The sequence below is a fragment of the Parasphingorhabdus sp. genome (assembly GCF_036963705.1).
Classification (GTDB): Bacteria; Pseudomonadota; Alphaproteobacteria; order Sphingomonadales; family Sphingomonadaceae; genus Parasphingorhabdus.
Window position 1 is genome coordinate 1 of sequence record NZ_JBALUT010000169.1, and the last position, 529, is coordinate 529.

The following is a 529-nucleotide window of genomic DNA, read 5'->3' on the forward strand; positions in this document are numbered from 1 at the left end:
GTTTATCATTTTCAGCGGTTGTCAGGCGAATATGGCTGGCAATTGCAATTTAAGCGGGAAGGTCACCATGACCGACCCGGCTGGAGAGGCTTACGGGGACCCGTTAATCTTTCCGGCCTGGGATAATTTGCCGCAGCCGGAAGGGAGTCTGTTATCTCTGTCGTCTGCCAGTATTGGCTTAACCGTCGAGGATGGTGAGAGACTGGGGATCTATCTGATAAAACTGTCGTTCACCGACGAAGTCGCAAAGGTAACGGCGACATCAGAAGTCGAAATTTTGGTTGAAGAAGCAGAGACCGTGCTCGCCGATGGTACGGACCGCATCCGGATACTTGGCTTTGAATGCGGCGACAATTGCTATCTCGATTTTCTCAGGCTGACTCCGGTGAATGGCGCTGATCCTGCCAGTAAACCCGAGACCGCTTTGTGCCAGATTGATGCCTGCTACCCGTGGTTTGAATTTCAGAAAATGCCGCCGGAATTTATCGGACGCAGCGCGATCGCGACCATCGGTATAGGCGAGCAATAT

The 529-nt window shown here is 52.4% G+C and carries 1 protein-coding gene; it reads left to right on the top strand.

Translation table 11 applies throughout. From position 1 onward, the window contains the following. Window positions 1–67 precede the first annotated feature (67 nt). The coding region (locus V7680_RS15725; protein WP_335654188.1) for a hypothetical protein at window positions 68–529 on the top strand (462 nt) is incomplete at its 3' end.